General features: G+C 68.8%; 20 protein-coding genes. 2 read left to right on the top strand and 18 right to left on the bottom strand.

Annotated elements, in window-relative coordinates; all coding sequences use genetic code 11:
* Positions 1-162: 162 nt before the first annotated feature.
* Positions 163-1,092, top strand: coding sequence for a LysR family transcriptional regulator (locus tag VQ067_RS01290; protein WP_003084019.1), 930 nt, complete (start codon positions 163-165; stop codon positions 1,090-1,092).
* Between the two features lie 84 nt (positions 1,093-1,176).
* On the opposite strand, the gene madM is transcribed toward VQ067_RS01290, so the two are convergent.
* The 10 genes from madM to VQ067_RS01240 all read right to left on the bottom strand — a co-directional run bounded on the left by madM (position 1,177) and on the right by VQ067_RS01240 (position 9,242).
* On the bottom strand, positions 1,177-1,941 hold the full coding sequence (gene madM, locus VQ067_RS01285; RefSeq protein ID WP_003084016.1) for a malonate transporter subunit MadM: 765 nt from the start codon (positions 1,939-1,941) through the stop codon (positions 1,177-1,179).
* A 5-nt stretch (positions 1,942-1,946) separates the two neighbouring features.
* Positions 1,947-2,351 (bottom strand): malonate transporter subunit MadL, encoded by a 405-nt coding sequence (gene madL, locus VQ067_RS01280; protein ID WP_003084010.1) that lies wholly within the window; start codon positions 2,349-2,351, stop codon positions 1,947-1,949.
* Positions 2,352-2,407: 56 nt separating this feature from the next.
* Complete coding sequence (mdcH, locus tag VQ067_RS01275) at positions 2,408-3,340, bottom strand: malonate decarboxylase subunit epsilon (protein ID WP_003133101.1); 933 nt, start codon at positions 3,338-3,340, stop codon at positions 2,408-2,410.
* Positions 3,337-4,029 (bottom strand): malonate decarboxylase holo-ACP synthase, encoded by a 693-nt coding sequence (locus VQ067_RS01270; protein WP_074241156.1) that lies wholly within the window; start codon positions 4,027-4,029, stop codon positions 3,337-3,339. The genes mdcH and VQ067_RS01270 overlap by 4 nt, the downstream gene beginning before the upstream one ends.
* Before the next feature lie 15 nt (positions 4,030-4,044).
* Positions 4,045-4,851 (bottom strand): biotin-independent malonate decarboxylase subunit gamma, encoded by an 807-nt coding sequence (mdcE, locus tag VQ067_RS01265; RefSeq protein ID WP_003112668.1) that lies wholly within the window; start codon positions 4,849-4,851, stop codon positions 4,045-4,047.
* Positions 4,848-5,711, bottom strand: a complete 864-nt coding sequence (locus VQ067_RS01260) for a biotin-independent malonate decarboxylase subunit beta (protein WP_003084003.1) — start codon at positions 5,709-5,711, stop codon at positions 4,848-4,850. Before VQ067_RS01260 ends, mdcE begins: the two co-directional genes overlap by 4 nt.
* Positions 5,704-6,003: a malonate decarboxylase subunit delta gene (locus VQ067_RS01255; RefSeq protein WP_003084001.1), complete on the bottom strand. Its 300-nt coding sequence runs from the start codon at positions 6,001-6,003 to the stop codon at positions 5,704-5,706. Before VQ067_RS01255 ends, VQ067_RS01260 begins: the two co-directional genes overlap by 8 nt.
* A gap of 1 nt (position 6,004) precedes the next feature.
* Positions 6,005-6,886, bottom strand: a complete 882-nt coding sequence (locus VQ067_RS01250) for a triphosphoribosyl-dephospho-CoA synthase (RefSeq protein ID WP_012613463.1) — start codon at positions 6,884-6,886, stop codon at positions 6,005-6,007.
* Positions 6,886-8,550: a malonate decarboxylase subunit alpha gene (gene mdcA, locus VQ067_RS01245; protein WP_003145070.1), complete on the bottom strand. Its 1,665-nt coding sequence runs from the start codon at positions 8,548-8,550 to the stop codon at positions 6,886-6,888. Before mdcA ends, VQ067_RS01250 begins: the two co-directional genes overlap by 1 nt.
* A gap of 110 nt (positions 8,551-8,660) precedes the next feature.
* Positions 8,661-9,242 carry an alpha/beta hydrolase gene (locus VQ067_RS01240; protein WP_003106176.1) on the bottom strand — a complete coding sequence of 194 codons (582 nt, stop codon included), beginning with the start codon at positions 9,240-9,242 and terminating at the stop codon, positions 8,661-8,663.
* A gap of 215 nt (positions 9,243-9,457) precedes the next feature.
* Between VQ067_RS01240 and VQ067_RS01235 the strand changes: the two genes are divergently transcribed.
* Entirely contained in the window at positions 9,458-9,670 is a 213-nt protein-coding gene (locus tag VQ067_RS01235; protein WP_003111981.1) for a DUF3079 domain-containing protein, read from the top strand.
* Between the two features lie 180 nt (positions 9,671-9,850).
* On the opposite strand, the gene VQ067_RS01230 is transcribed toward VQ067_RS01235, so the two are convergent.
* The 8 genes from VQ067_RS01230 to VQ067_RS01195 all read right to left on the bottom strand — a co-directional run bounded on the left by VQ067_RS01230 (position 9,851) and on the right by VQ067_RS01195 (position 17,612).
* Complete coding sequence (locus tag VQ067_RS01230; protein ID WP_003106175.1) at positions 9,851-10,252, bottom strand: ExbD/TolR family protein; 402 nt, start codon at positions 10,250-10,252, stop codon at positions 9,851-9,853.
* A gap of 1 nt (position 10,253) precedes the next feature.
* Positions 10,254-10,973 carry a MotA/TolQ/ExbB proton channel family protein gene (locus VQ067_RS01225; protein WP_003083979.1) on the bottom strand — a complete coding sequence of 240 codons (720 nt, stop codon included), beginning with the start codon at positions 10,971-10,973 and terminating at the stop codon, positions 10,254-10,256.
* Between the two features lie 28 nt (positions 10,974-11,001).
* On the bottom strand, positions 11,002-11,814 hold the full coding sequence (locus VQ067_RS01220) for an energy transducer TonB (RefSeq protein ID WP_033990144.1): 813 nt from the start codon (positions 11,812-11,814) through the stop codon (positions 11,002-11,004).
* Positions 11,815-12,157: 343 nt separating this feature from the next.
* Positions 12,158-13,594, bottom strand: a complete 1,437-nt coding sequence (locus tag VQ067_RS01215) for an NAD(P)(+) transhydrogenase (Re/Si-specific) subunit beta (protein ID WP_003083975.1) — start codon at positions 13,592-13,594, stop codon at positions 12,158-12,160.
* Positions 13,594-13,902, bottom strand: a complete 309-nt coding sequence (locus VQ067_RS01210; protein WP_003083974.1) for an NAD(P) transhydrogenase subunit alpha — start codon at positions 13,900-13,902, stop codon at positions 13,594-13,596. Before VQ067_RS01210 ends, VQ067_RS01215 begins: the two co-directional genes overlap by 1 nt.
* 75 nt (positions 13,903-13,977) lie before the next feature.
* A complete protein-coding gene (locus VQ067_RS01205; protein WP_003083972.1) occupies positions 13,978-15,096 on the bottom strand; it encodes a Re/Si-specific NAD(P)(+) transhydrogenase subunit alpha in 1,119 nt (372 codons plus the stop codon).
* A 646-nt stretch (positions 15,097-15,742) separates the two neighbouring features.
* Positions 15,743-16,642: a TauD/TfdA dioxygenase family protein gene (locus VQ067_RS01200; protein WP_003137071.1), complete on the bottom strand. Its 900-nt coding sequence runs from the start codon at positions 16,640-16,642 to the stop codon at positions 15,743-15,745.
* Between the two features lie 67 nt (positions 16,643-16,709).
* Complete coding sequence (locus VQ067_RS01195; protein WP_033990146.1) at positions 16,710-17,612, bottom strand: TauD/TfdA dioxygenase family protein; 903 nt, start codon at positions 17,610-17,612, stop codon at positions 16,710-16,712.
* Between the last annotated feature and the right edge of the window lie 33 nt (positions 17,613-17,645).

The following is a 17,645-nucleotide window of genomic DNA, read 5'->3' as shown; positions in this document are numbered from 1 at the left end:
GGCTGCCGAAGCGGGATTCCATCCGGTCAGTGCAACTCCGCCTTCCCCAAGGCGTTTCCAGGCCGTCATGCTCCGCCACGCGCTAGGACATGACGGCCCTTTTTACCCCTCCCGCGCCGCCTCAGGCACAATCCCCCGACGCCACCGGCCAGGGGAACGCGAATGCTGATCGACGAAGAAATCACCCTCAAGAAGCTGGAAACCTTCCTCGCCTTCATGCGCACCGGCAACCTGGCGCGCGCGGCGGCGGAACTGGGCACCAGCAACGTCAGCGTGCACCGCGCCATCCACTCGCTGGAAAGCGCCCTGCGCTGCCCGCTGTTCAAGCACGAGGGACGCAACCTGACCCCGCTGGAAAGCGCCTACGTGCTCGAGGAGCGCGCGCAGAAGCTGGTCCAGGAGGTACTCGACACGGTGCGCCTGACCCGCGAGGCGGCCGGCTTCTCCGCCGAGCGCTTCAAGCTCGGCGCGCTCTATTCGCTGACGGTGAAGACCGTGCCGCAACTGATCATGGGCCTCAAGCTGCGACGCAGCGCGCTGAATATCGACCTGATCCTCGGCTCCAACGTCGACCTGTTCTACCAGCTGAAGAACATGGAGCTGGACGCCATCCTGGTGTCGCTCAACGACAGCGTCAGCGATCCCGACTGCGAGCACCTGCCGCTGTTCTCCGATGACATTTTCCTCGCCGTGCCGGTGGACTCGCCCTACGCCAGGCTCGCCGAGATCGATCTCAGCACCCTGCGCGACACGCCCTTCGTCACGCTCACCCAGGGCTTCGCCACCCATCAGGACGGCACCCGGGTGTTCCAGCAGGCCGGCTTCGAACCGCAGATCGCGATGCAGGTGAACGACATCTTCACCCTCCTCAGCATGGTCAGCTCGGGGGTCGGCCATGCGCTGCTGCCCAAACGCATCGAGGCGGTCTACGAGAACCGCGTGCGGCTGATCCCGCTGCAACCGCGCTATCGCCTGCAGCAGCACATCGGCGTGGTGTTCCTCAAGGCCAAGGAGCGCGACCCGAACCTGCTGGCGTTGCTCGCGGAGTGCCGGATGTACAGCCTGCGCCTGGAGCAGGAGGCGGCGGGATAGCGGACGGAAGTCCACATTGCCGCTGGCCCGCTGACCTCTCCCCAACCCTCGCCCTTCAGGGAGAGGGTGCCCGGACCAGCCCGCTCACCCAACCAGGCCGCGCACGCTGAAATACAGCAGCGACGGCCCCAGCAGGCAACCGATGGCGGTATAGAACGCCGCGGTCAGGCAACCGTAGGGCACCAGCTTCGGGTCGGTGGCGGCGAGGCCGCCGGCGACGCCGCTGGAGGTGCCCATGAGACCACCGAAGATCACCGCCGTACGTGGATTGTTCAGGCCGATGTAGGGCGCGACGAAAGGCGTCAGGACCATCACCAGGATCGCCTTCACCAACCCGGCGGCGATGCTCAGCGCCATCACCTCGGAGCTGGCCCCCAGGGCGGCGCCGGTCACCGGTCCGACGATGTAGGTGACCGCGCCGGCGCCGATGGTGGTCAGGCTGACCGCATCGGTGTAGCCGAAGGCCATGGCCACCGCGACCCCGGCGACGAACGACGAACCGACCCCGAGGAACAGCGACACCACCCCGGAAACCCCTGCCCGACGCAGTTCCTCGACATTCACCCCGAAGGCCGTGGCGACGATGGCGAAGTCGCGCAGCATGGCGCCGCCCAGCAGGCCGATACCGGACATCAGGGGCACGTCCACCAATCCTTTCTGCCCGCCGGTGGCGACGCCGCCGACATAGGACAGCACCAGGCCGAGGAAGATCGCGATCGCCGAGCCGTGCAGGCGCCCGCGGGTGAGGCGCGCCGACAACCAGTAGGACACCGCCATGGTCACGCCGATGATGGCGAAGCCGCTGATCAGGCCGTAGCCATTGATGACTTTGTTCAGGGACTCGAACATGGCGCTCACCCCTGCACGCTGGTGCGCGGTTTCAACGGCGGGGCGCCTTCGGCTTTCTTCCGGCCGAAGCGGTCGAGCAGCGGGACCAGGGCGAAGGCCACGGCGACCGCGGCGATGCCGGCGAGGATAGCGGCCGGCCCGCCGCTCAGCGCGCCGAGGACATTCTGCTGGGCGGCCATGGCGACCACGATGGGAATGTAGACCGCGCTCCAGAACTCCACGCCCTGCTCGGTCTTCGCCGAGAGCAGGCCACGCTTGCCCAGGTAGCTGCCGACGAAGATCAGCAGCAGCATGGCGATGCCGACGCCACCGACGTTGGCCGGCACGCCGAGCAGCACGCCAAGGATCTCGCCGATGAACAGCCCGGCGAGGGTACACAGAGACAGCAGTGCGACACCGTAGATAATCATTATTGTTGTCCTCGGTTGCGGATCGATGTTGTTGTTTTTATGCCTCGAACGAACGCTTATCGGGTTCTCTTTTCCTCCTCGCGCAACAGCGCGTCCAGGGTATCCGCCCGGGAGCCTTCGAAGGCCGGCGTGGCGCAGCCGAACAGAGGCCGCGCCAGCCCGCTGAGGATCCGTCCCGGCGGCAGCTCGAGATGCAGGCGGGCACCGCGCTCGTAGGCGCTGCGCAATGTCGCCAGCCACTCGACGCGGCGCGCCATGTTGCCGGCGAGATCGTCGGCCAGCGCGGCAGGTTCGGCGACCAGGCGCGCCCGGCTGCTGCTCAGGTAGGGCACGCGCGGCCGACGCAGGCGGATACCGGCGAAAGCTTCGGCCAGGCGCGCGGCCGGTTCGTCGAGCAGCGCACAGTGCGACGGTACGCTCACCGCCAGGCGCTTCGCCGCGCTGGCGCCGGCGGCACGCGCGCGTTCGGCGAGGGCGGCCAGCGCCGCTTCGCTGCCGGCCACCACCAGTTGCCGCTCGGCGTTGACGTTGGCCAGGTAGAGCGGCGGGTGCTCGCGCCGCACCATCAGGATCAGCGCATCCAGTTGCGCCTGGTCGAGACCGAGGATGGCGCTCATCCCGTAGCCCTCGGGCCAGGCGGCCTGCATCAGTTCGCCGCGCAGCGCCACCAGACGCAGCGCGTCGTCGAAGTCCAACGCGCCGGCTACCACCGCCGCCGGATAGGCGCCGATGGACAGCCCGGCGACCAGCCCCGGCCGATGCCCGCGCGTCTCCAGCAGGCGGCTGGCGGCGACCCCGGCGATCAGCAGGCACAACTGCACCGCGCGGGTGCCGCGCAAGGCCTCGGCGCTCTCCAGTTCGGCCGGCGCCTGGCCGAGACAGTCCGCCGCCTGCTCCAGGCAGGCGCGCACCGGCGGTTCGTCGGGCAAGGCCGCGAGCATGCCGGGACGTTGGGCGCCCTGGCCGGGATAGGCGAACAGCACGCTCATGCCTCGACCTCCGCGACCCGCCAGGGGTCTTCCAGCAACAGCGGCGCCTCGCTGCCTTTCGCCAGCACCCGGGGCCGACCCTCGGCCCATTCGCGCAGGGCCACGCCGCCCGCCGGGGTCTGCAGTTGCAGGTCGATCCGGCAGGGACACTGCTCGAAGCGTTGCAGCAGGCGCAGCGCGTCATCGCGCGGGAACGGGCGCGGGGTGCGCAGCAGCAGGTCGAGGTCGCTGTCCGGATGCAGCACGGCGACCCCGCTGGCCAGCTCGAAACCGGCGCCGCCGGTCACGCCCCAGGCCAGTCCCAGCGCGTTCAGCGGCGCACGCAGGTCGCGCAAGGCACGCCAGGCCGGCAGATCGCGCAGCATCGCCGGCTCGCGCTGGCCCAGCGCTTCCGGGCGCAAGCGCCGGGTGATTGTCGCCAACGGCATCCAGCCGGCCCAGCGCTGCTCCCGCGCCAGGCCGCGCACGCCGATGGCCACCCGCGCAGGATCTGCCGGCGCACGGCGCACCACCACCGGCCAGCCGGCCTTCAGTGCCGCGCAGACCCAGGCCGGAGCATTCTCCGGCAAATGCGCCGGCGCCATGCCCAGGAGCAAGTCATGGGGTTCCGGCCCTGCCCTGCGACGCATCGGATCAGGAGCGAGCCGTCGCCGGCTGGAGCCCAGCTGTGAGCTGTTCGCGATGACCACGGCTCGCTCCTGAATTCACCACTGCTCGCGCAGCAGCCGGCGCACCCGCGCCGACGCCTCGCGGTTGGCCGCGCCGAGGCGGCCGCCGAGGTCGCGCGGGCCGCCGAGGATATCGGCCAGGGCCTCGCCCAGGCAGGTGCGGACCCGCACCAGGTCCGCCGTCGACGGCACCTCGACGGTCTCCACCGGAAGGGTCCTCCAGAGCAGGCCGAGCGACGCGTAGCTGTCGATGTCGTAGGCCATCGGCGGCACCTTCGCCGCCAACGCCTCCAGTTCCTCGACGCTGCGCAGGGTGATCCGCGCGGCGGCGGCCTTGCCCATGGCGTGGACCATCACCCCCGGATCGTGCAAGGCGATCAGGCGGTTGGCCTGGTAGCCGTGGGCGAGGAACGCGCCGGACATCGCCTTGCCCACCAGCAGGCCAATCAGCGGATGCCCGGCGAGTCGGGCGCGGGCGTAGGCATCCACCGCCCCGGCCAGCGCCTGGTGGATACCCAGGGCCTCCTCGCGGCGGCCGTAGGCCTGGCTCGGCACGTCGACGATGGCCAGCAGCGCGCGCTTGCGTGGCGCCTCGCGGTCGGCCTCCAGCGCCTCGTCGACGGCGGCGGCCAGGCCCCAGCCCTCGAGCAGCCCGACCTCGCCCTGGCGAGCGCGCGGGAACGGATTGTCGGGATCGGGCACGACGGCCAGGAAACGCACCGGGTAGCCGTCCAGCTCGGCATCGGCGACGCGCAACGAAGCAGGATCGCCGGGACGCGGCGCGAGGCTACCGGCCAGCGCCTGGAACCAGGCCAGGCCACGGGAAGCGAACGGTTGGCTCATGTTGCATCTCCTTGGCCCAGCCCCTGGTACAGCCGGCGCACGCCGGCGGCATCCGGTTGCTCGGCGGTATCGAGGTCGCCCAGCCGCCGCAGGTAATCCTCGGCGCGGCGGCAGCGCGGCCGTGCCGGCAGGCCCTTGGCGAAATACGCGAGTACCGAGGTGCGTACCTCATCGAGGTCGTCGGCCAGGTAGGCGTCGGCGAGACCGCTGGCGAAGCGCTGCTCGCCGCCGGTGAGGCTCCAGATGAACGGCCGGTCGCGCGAGTCGTATTCAGCGATGCCGGCCTCCTGTTCGATCACCTGCGGACCGTTCAAGCCGAGGCGCGCCTCGCGGGTCACCAGCACGTAGCTGCACAGCCCGGCGGCGATGGACATGCCGCCGAAGCAGCCGACCGGCCCGGCAATCACCGCCACCACCGGCTGGTAGCGCTGCAGATCGACGATGGCCGCCTGGATCTCGGCGATCGCCGCCAGTCCGAGGTTGGCTTCCTGCAGGCGCACGCCACCGGTTTCCAGCAACAGCAGGGCCCGGGTCGGAACGCCGTTGCGATTGTCCTCGGCGGCCAGCTCCAGCGCGCCGGCGATCTTCGCTCCGCTGACTTCGCCAAGGCTGCCGCCCTGGAAAGCACCTTCGATGGCGGCGAGCACCGCCGGCTGGCCGTCGAGGAGGCCACGGGCGACCACTACCCCATCGTCGGCCTGGGGCACGATGCCCTGTCGTTCCAGCCAGGGCGACTGCACGCCGGCGAAGGGATCGAGCAACTCCCGGAAGCTGCCCGCGTCAAGCAGGGCACGGGCGCGTTGGCGCGCTCCCAGTTCGGTGAAGCTGCGCAGCGCCAGCAGGCGGGCGACGTCAGTCATGGCCAGCCTCCTCCAGTGCCTGCTCCAGGCGCAGGCGGACCACCCCGGGAGTGGCGCCGAAATCGTGGATGCGGATCGACGCGGCCGGCGCCGTGGACGCCGCGAAGACCCGCGCGAAGAGTTGTTGCCAGCGCGGGCCGCTGCCGTTTACCGAGGTCACCACCTGGATGCTCAGCGCGCCTCCGGCGGCCGGCTCGAGCAGCACCTCCAGGTCGCCGGAGCCGACGCAGCCGGCCAGGGCGCGACCGCGCGCCGGAGCGCCGGCGGGAAATTCGAAGGTCAGGGTTTCCATCTCAGAGACTCCCAGCCCACCCACCGGACACGGCGGGCAGGCGATCGAGGAAAAGACAGGCGGCCAGCAGGTCGGCGGCGCCGCCGGGCGAAGCGTTCAGCGCCAGCAGGCGGCGGTCCAGCTCGCACAGGCGGCGACGCCCGGCGAGACTGGCGCTGCCGCCGGCGGCGAGCACCGCGCGGGCGCCATCCTGCATCACGGCGAGGCCGACGCGGCCGGCGCGGTGCAGCACGCAGGTATCGTCGAGGACGCTCATGATCGCCAGCAGCGCATCGAGCCTGGCGTTCTGCTCGCCAGCGCCGCCTTCGCGGCTGCGCCATAGCTGCGGCAGGCCGTGGCGCACTGCGCGGGGGAAGCCGAGACGCGCCTCCTCGCGGGCGCCGCCGACGCCGTAGCGCCGACGGACGCGCTCGCCGTGGCTGTCGCCGATGGCGGCCGCCGGATCGTCGAGCAGGGCGATGCGTCCTGCGCGCGCGGCCACTTCGCCGGCCTGCGTGCGGCGCGGTTCGAGAGCGGCGGCCGCGACCAGCAGGCCGAGCGCCCAGATCGCTCCGCGATGGGTGTTCACGCCTTCGGTGGTACGCAGCATCGCCGCCTCGCCGTCGCGCCCCAGTTGGCCAAGGACGCCGCGCAGGCGCGCATCGATGCGCCCATGCCGCTGGGCGGCGTCGGCCATTTCCTTGAAACACGGCCACAGGCTCAGCGCCGAGGCCTGCATCAGGCCCAGGTGCAGGTCGGCATGCGCGCCATTGCCGCGGCGGTCCACCAGGGCCGGCTTGGGCGACAGTTCGGCTTCGTCGATGAGGGCGTCCACCGCCAGGTCGGCCAGGCATTCGCCGAGGTCGGCGCACGGCGTCGCCGCGAGGTTCGCGATGGCGTTCATCACCAGCTCCTGAAACGCGCCGGCGGCTGGTACAGCCCGCCGGACCACTCGACCAGCTCGGCGATGCTCTTCGCCGCCAGCAGCTCGCGCGAGGCGTCGGTGCGGCGGATGCCGAGGTCCTCGGGCAGCGCGATCAGCCCTTCGCGGCGCATCCGCTGGGTCTCGCGCGGATCGTGGCGCAGGCCGATCGGACTGATCCCCGCCACCGCCGCGATCATCGCCTGGCGTTCCTCCAGGGAGCGCGCCTTGTACAGGTAGGCGATGCCTTCCTCGGTGAGCACATGGGTGACGTCGTCGCCATAGATCATCACCGGCGCCAGCGGCATGCCGGTCTGGCGCGCCACCTCCAGCGCGTCGAGACGCTCGACGAAGGTCGGCTTGCCGCCGTCCTGGAAGGTCTCGACCATCTGCACCACCAGCTTCCTGCCGCGCTCCAGCAAGGCCTCGGGTTCGCCCCGCATGTCCAGCCAGGCCGGCGTCGAGTGGCGCCGGCCGCGCGGGTCGTGGCCCATGTTCGGGGCGCCGCCGAAGCCGGCCAGGCGTCCGCGGGTGACGGTGGAGGAATGGCCGTCGCCGTCGACCTGGAGGGTAGCGCCGATGAACAGGTCGACGGCGTATTGTCCTGCCAGTTGGCAGAACATCCGATTGGAACGCAGCGAGCCGTCGCGACCGGTGAAGAACACGTCGGGACGCTGGGCGATGTAGCCCTCCATGCCCAGCTCGGTGCCGAAGCAGTGCACGCTCTCGACCCAGCCGCTCTCGATGGCGGGGATAAGGGTCGGGTGCGGGTTGAGGGTCCAGTGTCGGCAGATCTTGCCCTTCAGGCCGAGGGACTCGCCGTAGGTCGGCAGGATCAGCTCGATGGCCGCGGTGTTGAAGCCGATGCCGTGGTTCAGCGACTGCACGTTGTGCCGCTGGTAGATGCCGCGGATCGCCATCATCGCCATCAGCACGTGGACCGGCTTGATGTGGCGCGGGTCGCGGGTGAACAGCGGCTCGATGTAGAACGGCTGGTCGGCCTCGACCACGAAGTCCACCCAGGACGCCGGGATGTCCACTCGCGGCAGGTCGCGCGGGTCGTCGACGATACGGTTGACCTGGACGATGACGATGCCGTCGCTGAACGCGGTGGGCTCCACCAGCGCCGGGGTGTCTTCGGTGCTCGGCCCGGTGTACACGTTGCCTTCGCGGTCGGCGACGAAACCGGCGACCAGTGCGACGTTGGGGATCAGGTCGACCACCAGCCGCGCGTACAGCTCGATGTAGGTGTGGATCGCGCCGATCTCCAGCAGGCCGTCTTCGAGCAACTGGCCGATGCGCAGGCTCTGCGGGCCGGAGAAGGAGAAGTCGAGCTTGCGCGCGATGCCCAGTTCGAACAGGTCGAGATGCTCCGGACGACCGACGCTGGGCATGATCATGTGCAGGTCGTGCAGCTTGCCGGGATCGACCCGCGCCAGCGAACGGGAGAGGAAGTCCGCCTGCTTCTGGTTGTTGCCTTCCAGCACCACCCGATCGCCCGGCGCGATCAGCGCCTCCAGCGCGGCGACCAGGCGTTCGCGCGGCAGCACCGCGCCGTCGGCCAGGCCGCGCACGCGCTCGAGGCGCCGCTGCTTTTCCTGGCGGCGCCGCGACCACTGCGGCGGGGGAGAGATCGGTGTCGTCATGTCGGCTCCAGGTTTCACGCTGTCGTGAGGAGCCACGTTAGGCAGGCCGCCAGGCCTGTTCAATCAAGCCGGGCGACGAACCGTTACGCCAAGGTTAACGATCTGAAGGATCAGGCGCGGCGACGAGCCTGGCTGTCGATCAGGTACTGCAAGCGAAACAGGTGACGGTAGCCGGCCTCCCAGGCGCCGTGGCCGGACTTCACGTTGATGTGCCCGGCCTCGGGCAGGATCACCGTCTCCGCGCCCCAGGCGCGGGCCAGGTGCATGGCGCGCTGCGGGCTGCAGGCCTGGTCGTTGTCGGAACCCACCAGCACGCTGGGGAACGGCAACGGCTCGCGGCTGATCGGCGCGAAGTTGCGCAGCGCCTCGGCGCAGCTCTCGCGCTCGACGTCGGCCGGCGCCACCAGCAGGGCGCCGCGTACCTGGTCGCGCACCCGGCGCTCGGCCTGGGCCGCCCACAGCGCCACTGTCACACAACCCAGGCTGTGCGCGATCAGCACCACCGGCCCGGGCTGGCGGCGGATCTCGGCGTCCAGCTCGGCGATCCAGTCGGCGCGCAGCGGGGTGATCCAGTCCTGTTGCTCGACCCGTGAGGCATTGGGCAGCGCGCGCTGCCAGTGACTTTGCCAATGGGCGTCTTCCGAGCCGTACCAACCGGGCACCAACACATAACGGACGCGTTCGCTGTGCATGGAGATCCCTCCAGAAAAATTCATCACCAGGGAAGTGTAAGGGCGCAGCCTTTTTTCTCTAAGGAATAAAAAGCAATTTTAATATTCTATTAATACATATATGCCAATCGAGTTGATCCAGCGCAAGCCGAAGCCACTTTTCCGCGGCAACGCCTGGGCGGCGCATGCCATCGGCGGTATACCTGAGCGCAGGCATCAGGTATCGGGACAGGATCATGGCCAAGAAATTTCCCCTCCATCCCAGCCATCCGGAGCGCATCTGCTGGGGTTGCGACCGCTATTGTTCGGCGGAATCGATGGGCTGCGGCAACGGCGCCAGCCGCACCCAGCATCCCAGCGAACTGTTCGGCGAGGACTGGGCCGGTGAATGGGAAGTCGAAGGAACGGAGGACGCCAAGGAGCAGGAGGCGCCGGCACGCCAGGCCTGAGCGCCCAGGCGTGGGACGTGCGAGCGCCGGACAGGGTGCGCGACGCATTCGCGAGCCCGGCCTCGGCGGACACGCCCGAGGAGCGTCCATCCGGAATAAAAAAGACCGCTCTCCCCTGCCCGGATCGGAGCGGTCGAAACCGTTGCCCGCCCGGCCTGCGCCGGACGGCGTGGATTCGCTTCAGCGTGCGGTGATCACCGCCAGCCTGGTGATCCCGGCGCGCTCGATGGAAGCCATGGCCTTCGCCACCTGGCCGTAGTTCACCCCTTCGTCGGCCTGCAACTGCACGCGGACCTCGGCGTCCTTCGCCTTGGCCGCGGCCAGGTTGCTCTCCAGCAGCTCCGGCTGGATCTCGTCCTTGTTGACGAACAGCTTGCCGGCGCCATCGATGCTCACCACCAGGGGATCCTTCTGCTCCGGCGGGGCCACCGATTCGGTCTTCGGCAGGTTGATCGGGATCGAGTTGGTCAGCAGCGGCGCGGTGACGATGAACACCACCAGCAGCACCAGCATCACGTCGACCAGCGGGGTGACGTTGATTTCGGAAAGGACTTCGTCGCTGTCCTGGGTCGAGAAGGCCATGTCAGGACGCCTCCTTCACGTTGCGCGAGGGGTTGCCGGCCTGGCGCGCGGCGGAGGGATGGACGATGACGCGGAACGCGCTCTTCTGCGCCAGGCTGTAGAAGTCGTGGGCGAAGTCGTCGAGGTCGGCGGCGGTCAGCTTCAGGCGCCGCAGGAAGTAGTTGTAGACCAGCACCGCCGGCACCGCGACGGCGATTCCCACGCCGGTGGCGATCAGCGCGCTGCCGATCGGCCCGGCCACGGTCTCCAGGCTCGCCGAGCCGGCCGCGCTGATCCCCTTGAGCGCCTCCATGATGCCCCAGACGGTGCCGAACAGACCGATGAAGGGCGAGGTCGAGCCGATCGAGGCGAGCACCGCCAGGCCCGACTCCAGGGAACGCCGCTCGCGCTGGATCTGCTGGCGCAGGGCGCGTTCGAGACGGTCCTGGTGGTTGATCGACTGGGCCAGGTCGGGCTGGCCGTTGTCCTGCACCTGGATCGCGGCGAAGCCGGCCTGGGCCACGCGGGCGCCGGCGCCCTGCTTGTCCTGCGCCTGCTCGCCGGCGGAGTCGAGGCTGGTGGCGCTCCAGAACTGCTTCTGGAACTGGCGGTCCTGGCGCTTCTGCCGGGCGAACTGCACGCCCTTGACCAGGGCCAGGCCCCAGGTGACCACGGAAAAGCCGACCAGCAGCCAGATGACGGCGCCTTCGACGGATTCGAGCGGGGTGGTTAACAGACTCATGACGGATGCTCCTCGTGACGCTGCAGATTCAGTTCAACTTGAAATCGATCGGTACGCTGACCCAGCCGTCCTCGGCCTTGTCGCCGCGCTTGGCGGGAACGAAGGACCAGCGCTTGACCGCTTTCACCGCGGCCTGGTCGAGGGCTTCTCGTCCGCTCGACTTCTGCACCTGGATCTCGCTCGGACTGCCGCTGGCGAGGACATGCACCCGCAACAGCACGGTGCCCTCCCAGCCGCGGCGCATGGCCAGGGCGGGGTATTCCGGCGCCGGGTTGTGCAGGTAGCCGGCGTTCGCCGACGGCGGCGTCAACGGCGCCGGAGCAGCGACCGGCACCGGCGGGGCGGGTGGCGCGGCGGGTTGCGGCGGCGCGGGCGGAGCCGGCTCGACGGCCTTCGGCGCCGGCTTCGGCCGGGGTTGCGGCTTGGGCTTGGGTTTCGGCTTGGGCACCGGCTTCGGCGGCGGCGGCTTCACCGCGTTCTCGTCGACCACCGGCGGTGGCGGTTCCTCGACCACTGGCGGCAACGGCTCGGGCGGCGGCGGTTCCACCACCGGCGGCGCCGGGGCGGTGAACTCGATGGTCATCGGCGGCACCTGTGGCGGCACCTCGGGCAGCGCCGGGGTTCTCTGCTGGCTCAGCCAATGGATCACCGCTCCGTGCAGGGTCAGGGCGAACAGGACCAGCAGGATCGTCTCGCGCCGGCTGAGCACCCGACCCTGTGTCGGGTTGTGGCGAACCAGGTGCAACGCCTGGCGAACCGGCCGACCGAGCGCCACCAGGTCGCCGCCGGGCGTCTCGCGCCAGGGCTGCGTGCGGGCATCGACGGGCTGGGGGGTTGCCATGGAAAAGCTCCTTGCACTGACGAACTCGATGGCCGCTCAGGTCCGTGCTGGAGTCCTAGCGGCGCAGGGAGTTGCATGATTGGCAAGGAGGCTTAGCGCCTGAAGTAATTATTTTTGTTATGGAAATAACTTCTGGAGCTATGGGTTTCGCCCATGTCGCCACAGGCCGCGTGGTTGGCGGGCTACAGCGATCCGACGAAAAATCCATGCCTTGCGGGCATGAAAAATATTCCTGAAAGGCTGGTGTTTTCGCCGTTGGAAGCGGCGGAGAACGCTGCGCGGGCAACCCGCGAAAACGAAAAACCCCGGCCTGGGCCGGGGTTCTGGTGGATTCAGCGGGGAATCACTCCACCGCCTTGACCATGTCTTCGATGACCTTCTTGGCGTCGCCGAACACCATCATGGTCTTGTCCAGGTAGAACAGCTCGTTGTCCAGGCCGGCGTAGCCGCTGGCCATGGAGCGCTTGTTGACGATCACGGTCTTGGCCTTGTAGGCCTCGAGGATCGGCATGCCGGCGATGGGCGACTTCGGATCGTTCTTCGCCGCCGGGTTGACCACGTCGTTGGCGCCGAGCACCAGGACCACGTCGGTCTGGCCGAACTCGGAGTTGATGTCCTCCATCTCGAACACCTGCTCGTAGGGCACCTCGGCCTCGGCCAGCAGCACGTTCATGTGCCCCGGCATGCGCCCGGCGACCGGGTGGATGGCGAACTTCACGGTGACCCCGCGGTGGGTCAGCTTCTCCGCCAGTTCCATCAGCGCGTGCTGGGCGCGGGCCACCGCCAGGCCGTAGCCGGGGACGATGATCACGCTGTCGGCGTTGGTCAGCAGGAACGAGGCATCGTCGGCCGAACCGGACTTCACCGGACGCTGCTCCTTGGAGCCCGCCGGGCCGCCGGCGTCGGCTTCGGCGCCGAAGCCGCCGAGGATGACGTTGAAGAACGAGCGGTTCATCGCCTTGCACATGATGTAGGAGAGGATCGCACCCGAGGAGCCGACCAGCGAGCCGGCGATGATCAGCATCGAGTTGTTCAGCGAGAAGCCGATCCCCGCCGCGGCCCAGCCGGAATAGGAGTTGAGCATCGACACCACCACCGGCATGTCGGCGCCGCCGATGGGGATGATGATCAGCACGCCGAGGACGAAGGCCAGCGCCAGCATCACGGCGAAGGCGGTGAGGTTGCCGGTGAACATGAACACCAGGCCCAGGCCGAGGGTCGCCAGGCCGAGCACCAGGTTCAGCAGGTGCTGCCCGGAGAACTGCACCGGGGTGCCCTGGAACAGGCGGAACTTGTACTTGCCGGAGAGCTTGCCGAAGGCGATCACCGAACCGGAGAAGGTGATGGCGCCGATGGCCGCGCCGAGGAACAGCTCCAGGCGGTTGCCGGTGGGAATGGTGTCGCCCAGGTGCGCGACGATCCCCAGCGACTGCGGCTCGACCACCGCGGCGATGGCGATGAACACCGCGGCCAGGCCGATCATGCTGTGCATGAAGGCGACCAGCTCGGGCATCTTGGTCATCTCGACGCGCTTGGCCATGATCGAGCCGGCGGTGCCGCCGACCAGCAGGCCGACGACGATGTAGCCGACGCCGGTGGTGGCGATCTCCGCGCCCAGCTTGAACACCAGGCCGACGGTGGTGGCCACGGCGATGGCCATGCCGACCATGCCGAAGAGGTTGCCGCGGCGCGAGGTGGTCGGGTGCGACAGGCCTTTCAGGGCCTGGATGAAGCAGACCGAGGCGATGAGGTACAGGAGGGTGACCAGGTTCATGCTCATCAGTGGCCCCCCGCCTTCGGCGCTTTCTTCTTGAACATTTCCAGCATGCGCCGGGTGACCAGGAAGCCACCGAACACATTGACCGCGGCCAGGGCCACGGCGAGGGTGCCCATGGCCTTGCCCAGCGGGGTCACGGTCAGGGCGGCGGCGAGCATGGCGCCGACGATGACGATCGCGGAAATCGCGTTGGTCACCGCCATCAGCGGGGTGTGCAAGGCAGGGGTGACGTTCCATACCACGTGGTAGCCGACGTACACGGCCAGCACGAAGATGATCAGGTTGTAGATCCCGTCAGAAATGATATCCATCGTTTTCACCGGTCTTCAGGGCGCAGGCGCGAGGCGTGCGCATTTATCGTTATCGAAGCTTCCCGACGCAGCGGCTCAGCCGTTCTTGCGCACCGCCTGGCCGTCGCGGCACATCAGGCAGGCGGCGACGATGTCGTCCTCGAGGTTCACGCTGAAGCCTTCGGCGTTCAGGGTGAGCTTGAGGAAGTCGAGGATGTTGCGCGCGTATAGCGCCGAGGCGTCCGCCGGTACCAGCGCGGCCAGGTTGCTGTGGCCGACGATGGTCACGCCGTGCCGGACCACGACCTGGTCGGCCTCGGTCAGCGGGCAGTTGCCGCCCTGGGCGGCGGCCAGGTCGATGACCACCGAGCCCGGCTTCATCTCCGCCACGGTCGCCTCGTGCAGCAGCGTCGGCGCCTTGCGGCCGGGGATCAGCGCGGTAGTGATGACGATGTCCGACTGCTTGGCGCGCTCGTGCACGGCCTTGGCCTGGCGCTCCATCCACGAGGCCGGCATCGGCCGCGCATAGCCGCCGACGCCTTCGGCGCACTCGCGCTCTTCGTCGGTCTCGTAGGGCACGTCGACGAACTTGGCGCCGAGCGACTCGATCTGCTCCTTCACCGCCGGACGCACGTCGGAAGCCTCGATCACCGCACCCAGGCGCTTGGCCGTGGCGATCGCCTGCAGGCCGGCGACGCCGGCGCCGAGGATCAGCACGCGGGCGGCCTTCACGGTGCCGGCGGCGGTCATCAGCATCGGCATGAAGCGCGGATAGTGGTTGGCGGCGAGCATCACCGCCTTGTAGCCGGCGATGTTGGCCTGCGAGGAGAGCACGTCCAGGCTCTGCGCCCGCGAGGTACGCGGCGCGGCCTCGAGGGCGAAGGCGGTGATGCCGCGCTCGGCCATGCGGGCGATGTTCTCGTTGTCGAAGGGGTTGAGCATGCCGACCAGCACGGCGCCGCTTTTCATCTGGGCCAGCTCGGCGGCGCTGGGCGCGACCACCTTCAGCACCAGGTCGGCGCCGAAGGCCTCGGCGGCGCTGCCGATCGTCGCGCCGGCGGCTTCATAGGCACTGTCCGGCTGGCTGGCGTTGACGCCGGCGCCGCTCTGGACGATCACCTGGTGGCCTTGGCCGATCAGCTTCTTGACGGTTTCCGGGGTGGCGGAAACCCGCGTCTCACCGGCATGGGTCTCGAGGGGGACACCGATCTGCACTCACGAATCTCCTGCGTGATTGTCGAGTAGTCCGGGGCACTGCGGATGGCGCACCGGCTGCGGAGGTCTAGCTCACATACCGCGATTCGCGAACGAACCTTGGCGCGGCATTGTGCAATCGAGCCGAAAAGCCTTCAACAAGTTCTGAAGGCATACGACAGAGAAACTACAAGTCATAAACCGACCAACAATTCCCGCCCATCGCCGCCGGGCGCGTCCTGACTGGCGTGCAGCCTATCCGGGGAAGCCCGCGCGAGAATATGACATCCCTGCCGTGAATGACCGGCTATCAGGTCAAGCCGCTACGGCTTCGACGGGAAAATATCCTGCCAGCGCCGCGGAATGCCGGGGTAATTAATGTTTTTAATACGCTGTATCAGCAATCCCTGATGCCTGGCCAAAGTAGCAAAGCAAAACTTTGACTACAAAGTCAGGATCGCCTTTCCATGGGCGCTGCAGGCCAGCTCGTTAGACCAAAGGCGAATTGCCCTATGGGCAGGATAGACGCGGAGAAATGGCAGAACTGCGACAGCATGTCGCAGTTCTGCTAGCTATTCGCCGGAACGGAAGGGGCTCGCCAGAGCGGTGCGCAGCGACCTACGCCGGTGGGCAACGGAGGAGCCGGCGCACGCTGGGGGACGCCGGTTCAGAACGGACGGCTGCCCGCCAGGCTGATGCGCTTCAGGCGCCGCCGCTCGCTGGCCGGGAAGGCGTTGCGCGCATGCAGCACGGCCTGGTTGTCCCACCAGACGATGTCGCCCACCGACCAGGCGTGGCTGTAGCTCAGTTCCGGGCGCGCCAGATGTTCGCGCAGGCGACCGATCAGCGCCTGGCCCCGCGCGGGGTCGTAGCCGGGAATCTCCACCTCGGTGTGGGCGCTGAGGAACAGTACGCGCCGGCCGCTTTCCGGGTGGGTGCGTACCAGCGGGTGCTCGCTGCCCTGGATCGGTTCGATGTCCGGCGTGCGGTAGGTGGCGAAACCGCCGCCGTAGCCGCCCTCGCGCAGGCGGATGAAGGGGTTGTAGTTGATCAGGCGCAGGCCATCGATCTCGCGCCGGGTCGCCTCGTCGAGGCTCTCGTAGGCGCGCGCCAGGTTGGTGAAGCGCGTCTCGCCGCCACTGGACGGCACCTCCAGCGCGTAGAGCAACGAGCCGGAGGACGGCACCGGCGTCCATTGGTGGTCGATGTGTGCCGGCAGGGCGAAGTTGCCCAGTTCGCCGTCGCCGGTGTTAGCCACCTTGACGATCTCCGGCACCTTGCCGTCGCCACCCGAGGACAGCACCGGGATGTCCGCCGGCGGCTGGAACACCGAGCCGAACAGGGTGGCGAAGCGCAAGTACTGCTCATCGTCGAGGTGCTGCTGGCGGAACACCAGGATGTGGTGCTCGCGCAGCGCCTGCTTGAGCGCCAGGACCTGCTCCGGCGCCAGCGGCCGGCGCGCATCGAGGCCACGGACTTCGGCGCCCAGCGGCGCCTCCAGGGGGGTGATGCGGAATGCCTCGGCGACCTCGGGTTCGGGTTGCCGGGCGGTGGCGGATTGGCTCATGTAAGGGGTCCTCGCGGGTTCGTTCTGCCTGTGGTCGCCCTCCCCGGCGAGGAGAGGGCCGGGTCCGTCATGCCTTCCGGATCGTCCGGCTGCGTTGCCCGTCGATGCCTACCGGCACGTCGCCGCCAAGGGTCACCCGGCGCACTACGCGCGGCTGGTCGCCGTAGTCGTCGATCGCGTAGTGCTGGGTCGCGCGGTTGTCCCAGATCGCCACGTCGCCGGCCTCCCAGCGCCAGCGCACGGTGTTCTCCAGGCGCGTGACGTGCCCCTGCAGCACCGCGAAGAGGTGCGCCGAGTCATGCTGCGAAAGACCCTTCAGGCGTTTCACGAAGTGGCCAAGGAGCAGCGTCCGCTCGCCGCTTTGCGGATGCACGCGGACCACCGGGTGCTCGGTCTCGTAGACGGTCGAGGTGAACACCTTGCGGTAGTTCTCCAACTGCTCCAGCGAGGCGCTGGGCTTGACCCCGGCGTAGTCGTACTCGTTGCTGTGCACCGCCCAAAGCCGGTCGGCCAGCTCGCGCAGCTCCGCCGGCAGGTCGGCGTAGGCGCTCGCCGTGTTGGCCCAGACGGTGTCGCCGCCGGACTCCGGGGCCACCACGCTGCGCAGAATCGAGGCCTTCGGGTAGGCCTCGACGAAGGTCACGTCGGTATGCCAGGAATTGGCCCGGCGGCCTTCGGCGCCATCCAGCTCGAGAAGGAAGCGGGTGCCTTCGCGGGACGGCACGGTGGGGTGGGCGACCGGTTCGCCGAGCAAGTGGGCGAAGGCCTCCTGGGTCTGGTCGTCGAGATGGCTCTGGTCCCGGAAGAAGATCACCTTGTGGCGTACCAGGGCGGCCTGGATCGCCTCGACGGTGGCGGCGTCCAGTTCGCCGGACAGGGTCACGCCGCGAATCTCCGCGCCGATCCGTCCGGCGACCGGCTGGATGTCGAGCCGTACCGGCGTGGCGAGGGCTTGTGCTGCATTGCTCATGTCATGTTCCTCATGCGTGGGGTACTGCGTGGG

It is taken from the genome of Pseudomonas sp. KBN12P06040 (assembly GCF_037574965.1).
GTDB classification, from domain to species: Bacteria; Pseudomonadota; Gammaproteobacteria; order Pseudomonadales; family Pseudomonadaceae; genus Pseudomonas; species Pseudomonas aeruginosa.
This window is presented reverse-complemented; position numbering and strand designations above follow the sequence as displayed.